Below are 6,069 nucleotides of genomic sequence, written 5' to 3'. Positions count from 1 at the left end.
TAAGAATCAGGCTGAAGGCTTACGACTACAGGGTGCTGGACCAGTCCACCTCTGAGATCGTGGATATCGCAAAGCGGACCGGTTCCCGTGTTTCCGGGCCGATTCCCCTGCCCACGGTCAAGAACAAATTCTGCGTTCTGCGCTCGCCCCACGTGGACAAGAAATCCCGGGAGCAGTTCGAGATCCGGACGCACAAGCGGCTGGTGGACATCCTCGAGCCCACCCCGCAGACCGTCGACGCTCTCATGAAGCTGGACCTGCCCGCGGCCATCGATGTCGAAATCAAGGCTTTCGGCACGGAGCACAAGTAGGGACTTGCGTGATAACGAACAGGGAGGCTGCGGGGCGGAGATGGGCCGCTTGCTTTCCGCCGAAATCTAACCGGGTGCAACTATGGTTGATGGACTGATTGGAATTAAGATGGGCATGACCCAGGTGTTCGACGACAACGGAACCGTCGTCCCGGTCACGGTGATCAAGGCCGGGCCCTGCGTCGTGGTTCAGGCCAAGTCGAAGGACGCCGACGGGTACGAAGCGCTCCAGCTGGGCCTGGTGGAATTCATCCGGCCTTCCCGGGTGACGAAACCCCGAAGCGGGCATTTCAAGAAGGCGGAGGTGCCGCCGTGCCGGGTGCTGCGGGAATTCGGGGGTGCCCAGGCCGGTGACGCGCCCGCGGTGGGGACGCAGATCCTCGTCGGGCAGGTTTTCCAGGCGAACGACAAGGTCGACATCTGGGGGACCAGCAAGGGGAAGGGGTTCGCCGGGTTGATCAAGCGGCACCATTTCGGCGGCGGCGCCAAGAGCCACGGTTCGATGTTCCACCGCGCCCCGGGATCGATCGGCGCCAGCGCCTACCCGAGCCGCGTGATGCCGGGGATGCGGGCCGCGGGGCACATGGGGAGCGAAAGGGTGACGGTTCAGAACCTGCAGGTCGTGCGGGTCGAGGAACAGGACAACCTCCTTCTGGTGAAGGGGGCCGTACCGGGCCGCAACGGCGGCTATGTCGTAATCAGGAAGGCTTAAGGGCCGGCGGATCGCCGGCCCGCCGGGGCCGGTCGTCATTCGAAATTCGAGAGGTTGGTGATGGCGGAAATTGAGGTTAAAAACCTTGCCAATGAGGTGGTCGGAAAGATCGAGCTCTCCGACGAGGTGTTCAAGGCCGATTTCAATCAGCCCCTCATATGGGAAGCGGTGAAGCACTACAATGATTCGCTCCGCGCCGGAACGGCCTGCACCAAGGTCCGGGGCGAGGTGAGCGGGAGCGGAAAGAAGCTGTGGCGGCAGAAGGGAACCGGCCGCGCGCGCATCGGCAGCGCCCGCAGCCCCCTGTGGCGGCACGGCGGGACGGTTCACGGCCCGAAGCCCAGGGACTACGGCTACCGCTTTCCGCGCAAGAAGCTGCGGGGGGCGATGCGCTCGGCGCTGTCGGCGAAGCTGAGCGGGAACTCCCTGGCCGTGGTGGACGCCCTTCCGCTCGAAGGGCACAAGACGAAGGATTTCCTCAAGATCCTCAAGGGTTTCGGTTTTACGGGGAAGATCCTGGTGGTCGATTCGAGCGGTGACCGGAACCTGCTGCTGGCGCTGCGGAACCTGCCGGGAGTCAAGCTGGTCCCCGGGACGGGAGTGAACATTTACGATGTGGTCAACAGCAACGTGCTGCTTTTTTCCAAGGACGCCATCCTCAAGGTCCAGGAGGTACTGAGCCGATGAACCGGAGAGAATACGTATTGCGGCTCCCCGTCATTACGGAGAAGAGCACGCTGATGAAGGAAAACCTTCGCACGGTGGCATTCAGGGTTTTGAGGGATGCCAACAAGATCGAGATCAAGGACGCCGTCGAGAAGATGTTCAAGGTGAAGGTCCAGTGCGTGCGCACCGCCAACTTCCACGGCAAGAAGCGGCGCCAGGGGCGCTATGTCGGGCGGCGGTCCGACTGGAAGAAGGCTTACGTCACGCTCAAGGCGGGCGAAAAGATGATCGAATTCTCTGAGACGGTATAAAGCAGGAGCTGGGCGAAATCATGGCTTCCATAAAGACATACAATCCGACATCACCGGCGGTGCGGTTCAAGACCACGCTCGACAAGAAGGAGCTCTCCGCCGACCGGCCGCAGAAGCGGCTTACGGAGGGCCGGCAGCGGGTCTCCGGGCGCAACAACAAGGGGCGGATCACGATCCGTCACCGGGGGGGCGGGCACAAGAAGCTCTACCGGATCGTCGATTTCAGGCGTGACAAGCGGGAGATCCCGGCGAAGGTCGCGTCGCTCGAATACGATCCCAACCGTTCGGCCCTGATCGCGCTGCTCGCCTACGCCGACGGCGAAAAGAGGTACATCCTCGCCCCGGACGGCCTGGCCGTCGGGAGCTCGGTCATCGCGGGGGAGAATGCCGACATCCTGGTGGGCAACTCGCTCCCGTTGAAGAACATCCCGCTCGGCACGATGATCCACAACATCGAGCTCCGCAGCGGCAAGGGGGGGCAGATGGCCCGATCCGCCGGGACCGCGGCCCAGCTGCTCGCCAAGGAGGCGGGGTACGGCCAGATCAAGATGCCCTCCGGGGAGACCCGGATGGTGCACCTGGAGTGCTACGCGACCATCGGCCAGGTGGGGAACCTGAATTACGAGAACGTTTCCATCGGCAAGGCGGGACGCAGCCGGTGGCTGGGCAAGAGGCCCACGGTCCGCGGGGTGGTCATGAACCCGATCGATCATCCGCACGGCGGGGGGGAAGGGAAGACCTCGGGGGGCCGGAACCCGGTCAGCCCCTGGGGACAGCCCACGAAAGGTTACAAAACCCGGAACAATAAACGCACCCAGCGCTTCATCATCAAGCGCAGGGGCAAATAGGGAGCAGCATGACCAGATCAGTCAAAAAAGGCCCTTTTGTCGACGAGCATTTGCTCACCAAAGTGAAATCTTTGGCCGGCTCGGACAGCCGGACGGTTGTCAAGACCTGGTCCCGGCGCTCTACGATCATTCCGGAAATGGTCGGCATGACGGTGGCCGTGCACAACGGCAAGAAGTTCATACCCATTTATATTTCCGAGAATATGGTCAGCCACAAGCTCGGGGAGTTCGCCCCCACGCGCATGTTCAAGGGGCACACCACCAAGGCTTCGGAAAAGACAACCTCGGTAAGGTCGTAGACGGGTCCGGACCCTGCCGCGGCGCACAGCGGCCGCAGGCGGCCGGGTCGAGTTGAGAGCAGTCACCATACGGGAGGAAGGAGGCGGATCGAGGGTGAACCGGTCGTCGGGGCAGAATCCCGGCGTGGTGCCTGAAACCGCCTTGTGGATTACTATGGAAGCTATAGCAAAAGGCAAATACTTGAGGGGGTCGCCCCAGAAAGCCCGACTGGTCATAGACCTTATCCGTGGCAGAAATGTTCAGGATGCGCTGGCCATTCTTCGTTTTACCAACAAGCGGGCGACCAAGCCGATCATGAAGGTATTGCTCTCTGCCGTGGCCAACGCGAAGGAAAAGAATGCGGCCGCCGACGTGGACAGCTTCATCGTGGATCGCGCGGTTGTGGATTCCGGGCCGACGAAGTGGCGACGCAGGGTGCGACCGGCGCCCATGGGCCGGGCCTACAGGCAGCAGCGGCGCTACCAACACGTCAGCATTACTATTAAAGGCAAGGATATCGAGGAAGGGTAGGGAGGTCATCCGTGGGTCAGAAAGTTCATCCTTACGGTTTCAGGCTGGGAATCAACCGAACATGGCGGTCCCGATGGTTTGCGCGCAAGGATTACGGGGCGCTCCTTCATGAGGATCTCCGGCTCAAAACCAATCTCAAGAAAAAGTTCTCCCATGCGGGGATATCCCGGATCGAGGTGGAGCGCGCGGCCAACAAGCTGACGATCATCATCTTCACCTCCCGCCCGGGCATCATCGTGGGCAAAAAAGGGACGGAGATCGAGAAGCTGAAGAAGGATCTGCAGCTTCTGACCGGAAGAGATGTCAACCTGAAGATCCAGGAAGTCAACAAGCCGGAACTCGATGCGCAGCTCGTATCTGAAGGGATCGCGCAGCAGCTGGAGAAGCGCATCGCCTTCCGCCGGGCCATGCGGCGGGCGGTCGACGGCACCCTGCGTTTCGGGGCCAAGGGAATCAAGGTCCGGGTCTCGGGCCGGCTCAACGGCGCGGAGATAGCGCGCACGGAATGGTATCTGAGCGGCCAGCTGCCGCTGCATACGCTCCGGGCGGATATCGATTACGGTTTCGCGGAGGCCCACACCACGTACGGGGTCATCGGCGTAAAGGTCTGGATATACAAGGGCGAGGTTTTTGAGATGCAGAAGCCCGAGAAGGCAGCCCGGTAGGATCGAGGAGTCCACGAATCATGTTGATGCCTAAGAAGGTCAAGTACAGGAAGCAGCAGAAGGGAAAACGGCGGGGCAAGGCCTGGCGGGGTTCCGAGGTCAGCTTCGGGGAATACGGCCTGAAGGCCATGGAGGTCGGTTGGATCAGCGACCGCCAGATCGAGGCGGGCCGCGTCGCGATCACCCGTTTCGTGAAGCGGGGCGGAAAGATCTGGATCCGGGTTTTCCCGGACAAGCCGATCACCAAGAAGCCGGCCGAGACCCGCATGGGCAAGGGGAAGGGAGCGCCCGAGGGGTGGGTGGCCGTCGTCCGTCCCGGCAAGATCCTCTACGAGATGGAGGGGGTGAGCGAGGAGCAGGCGAAGGAGGCCATGCGCCTGGCCGGCAACAAGCTCGGGATCCCCGTGAAATTCGTGAAGCGGTTCGGAAAGGAGGAGTAATGAAGGCTTCCAAGCTTCGGGATATGTCCAGGGAAGACCTGCTCCTGGAAGAATCGGAATTGCGCAAGCAGCTGCTCAAGCTCCGGTTTCAGACCGCGACCGGGCAGGTCGAGAGCGGTCCGAAAATGAGGGGTGTCCGGCGGGACATCGCGCGCATCGAGACGGTGTTGAGGGAAATGGAACGAACCAAGTGACGGACGGCGGGTGACGCGCCGCCCGTCGATGCGTCACGCGCTGTTCGAATGAGGGAAAGATGGGGACTGAACAGAAGAGGGGAATCCGCAAGAGCCAGGTGGGAACCGTAACCAGTACGGCCATGCAGAAGACGGTCACGGTCGCCGTGGACCGGCTGGTGCAGCATCGGTTGTACAAGAAGATCCAGCGGAAGACCTCCAAATTCCTGGCGCATGACGAACAGGGTGCCTGCAAGGTGGGCGACCGGGTCCGTATCGTCGAGACGCGCCCGCTGAGCGCGCGCAAGAGATGGCGGGTGGAGAAGGTGCTTTCGGTCGCACCGAGCGTCGAGTAATGCATTGACGGGTTTCACAGCGTCGATCGATAGAGGGTCATCATGATACAGATGAGGACGATTTTGGATGTGGCGGACAATTCGGGGGCTCGCAAGATCTCCTGCATTCACGCCTTGGGCAACCAGGTGGGTCGGGTTGCCAGCCTTGGAGACATCATCACCGCCAATGTGAAGGAGGCCGCCCCGGACGGCACCGTGAAGAAGGGGCAGGTGGTCAAGGCCGTGATAGTGAGAACGCGCAAGGAGTACCGGCGCAAGGACGGCACGTATATCCGTTTCGACGATAACGCCGCGGTCCTGATCAACGACCAGAAGGAGCCGATCGGCACCCGCGTTTTCGGGCCGGTCAGTCGCGAACTGAGAGACCGGGAATTTTTAAAGATCATTTCGCTGGCGCCTGAGGTGCTCTAGCAGAGGTGGAAAGGGACGGAATCCGATGCCCAGAGTGCATATAAAGAAGAACGACATGGTTTACGTGCTGGCCGGGAAGGACCGGGGCAAGACGGGCAAGGTGCTCAAGGTCTACTCGGACAAGGACCGGGCCGTGGTCGAGGGGATCAACAACATCCAGAAGCATACGCGCCCGAACCCGCAGAAGAACGTGAAGGGCGGAATCCTGCCGAAGGAAGCGCCCATCCACATCTCCAACCTGATGGTGGTTTGCAAGCGCTGCAACAAGCATGCGCGGGTGGGCACGAGCGTCACCCAGGACGGCCGCAAGGTCCGGGTATGCAAGAACTGCAACGAGCTTATCGACGCATAGGGCACGACGAGGGT

At 61.5% G+C, this 6,069-nt stretch carries 13 protein-coding genes; all 13 read left to right on the top strand.

Annotated elements, in window-relative coordinates; all coding sequences use genetic code 11:
• On the top strand, positions 1-311 hold a 311-nt coding region (gene rpsJ, locus GXY47_16510), incomplete at its 5' end, for a 30S ribosomal protein S10 (protein ID NLV32743.1).
• An 82-nt stretch (positions 312-393) separates the two neighbouring features.
• Positions 394-1,023 carry a 50S ribosomal protein L3 gene (gene rplC, locus GXY47_16505; GenBank protein ID NLV32742.1) on the top strand — a complete coding sequence of 210 codons (630 nt, stop codon included), beginning with the start codon at positions 394-396 and terminating at the stop codon, positions 1,021-1,023.
• A gap of 60 nt (positions 1,024-1,083) precedes the next feature.
• Entirely contained in the window at positions 1,084-1,710 is a 627-nt protein-coding gene (gene rplD, locus GXY47_16500; GenBank protein ID NLV32741.1) for a 50S ribosomal protein L4, read from the top strand.
• Complete coding sequence (locus GXY47_16495) at positions 1,707-2,000, top strand: 50S ribosomal protein L23 (GenBank protein NLV32740.1); 294 nt, start codon at positions 1,707-1,709, stop codon at positions 1,998-2,000. Before rplD ends, GXY47_16495 begins: the two co-directional genes overlap by 4 nt.
• Positions 2,001-2,020: 20 nt before the next feature.
• On the top strand, positions 2,021-2,848 hold the full coding sequence (rplB, locus tag GXY47_16490; protein NLV32739.1) for a 50S ribosomal protein L2: 828 nt from the start codon (positions 2,021-2,023) through the stop codon (positions 2,846-2,848).
• Positions 2,849-2,856: 8 nt separating this feature from the next.
• Complete coding sequence (rpsS, locus tag GXY47_16485; protein ID NLV32738.1) at positions 2,857-3,147, top strand: 30S ribosomal protein S19; 291 nt, start codon at positions 2,857-2,859, stop codon at positions 3,145-3,147.
• Positions 3,148-3,301: 154 nt separating this feature from the next.
• On the top strand, positions 3,302-3,658 hold the full coding sequence (gene rplV, locus GXY47_16480; GenBank protein ID NLV32737.1) for a 50S ribosomal protein L22: 357 nt from the start codon (positions 3,302-3,304) through the stop codon (positions 3,656-3,658).
• 11 nt (positions 3,659-3,669) lie between these two features.
• Positions 3,670-4,323, top strand: coding sequence for a 30S ribosomal protein S3 (gene rpsC / locus GXY47_16475; GenBank protein NLV32736.1), 654 nt, complete (start codon positions 3,670-3,672; stop codon positions 4,321-4,323).
• A 20-nt stretch (positions 4,324-4,343) separates the two neighbouring features.
• The gene (gene rplP, locus GXY47_16470) at positions 4,344-4,763 is read left to right on the top strand and encodes a 50S ribosomal protein L16 (protein ID NLV32735.1); all 420 of its coding nucleotides are present in this window, start codon (positions 4,344-4,346) and stop codon (positions 4,761-4,763) included.
• Complete coding sequence (rpmC, locus tag GXY47_16465; protein NLV32734.1) at positions 4,763-4,957, top strand: 50S ribosomal protein L29; 195 nt, start codon at positions 4,763-4,765, stop codon at positions 4,955-4,957. The genes rplP and rpmC overlap by 1 nt, the downstream gene beginning before the upstream one ends.
• Before the next feature lie 59 nt (positions 4,958-5,016).
• Entirely contained in the window at positions 5,017-5,292 is a 276-nt protein-coding gene (gene rpsQ, locus GXY47_16460) for a 30S ribosomal protein S17 (protein NLV32733.1), read from the top strand.
• Between the two features lie 39 nt (positions 5,293-5,331).
• Positions 5,332-5,703 carry a 50S ribosomal protein L14 gene (gene rplN, locus GXY47_16455; protein ID NLV32732.1) on the top strand — a complete coding sequence of 124 codons (372 nt, stop codon included), beginning with the start codon at positions 5,332-5,334 and terminating at the stop codon, positions 5,701-5,703.
• 25 nt (positions 5,704-5,728) lie between these two features.
• The gene (locus GXY47_16450) at positions 5,729-6,055 is read left to right on the top strand and encodes a 50S ribosomal protein L24 (GenBank protein NLV32731.1); all 327 of its coding nucleotides are present in this window, start codon (positions 5,729-5,731) and stop codon (positions 6,053-6,055) included.
• Positions 6,056-6,069: the final 14 nt, after the last annotated feature.

This window comes from Acidobacteriota bacterium (assembly GCA_012729555.1).
GTDB lineage: Bacteria > Acidobacteriota > UBA6911 > UBA6911 > UBA6911 > UBA6911.
This window is presented reverse-complemented; position numbering and strand designations above follow the sequence as displayed.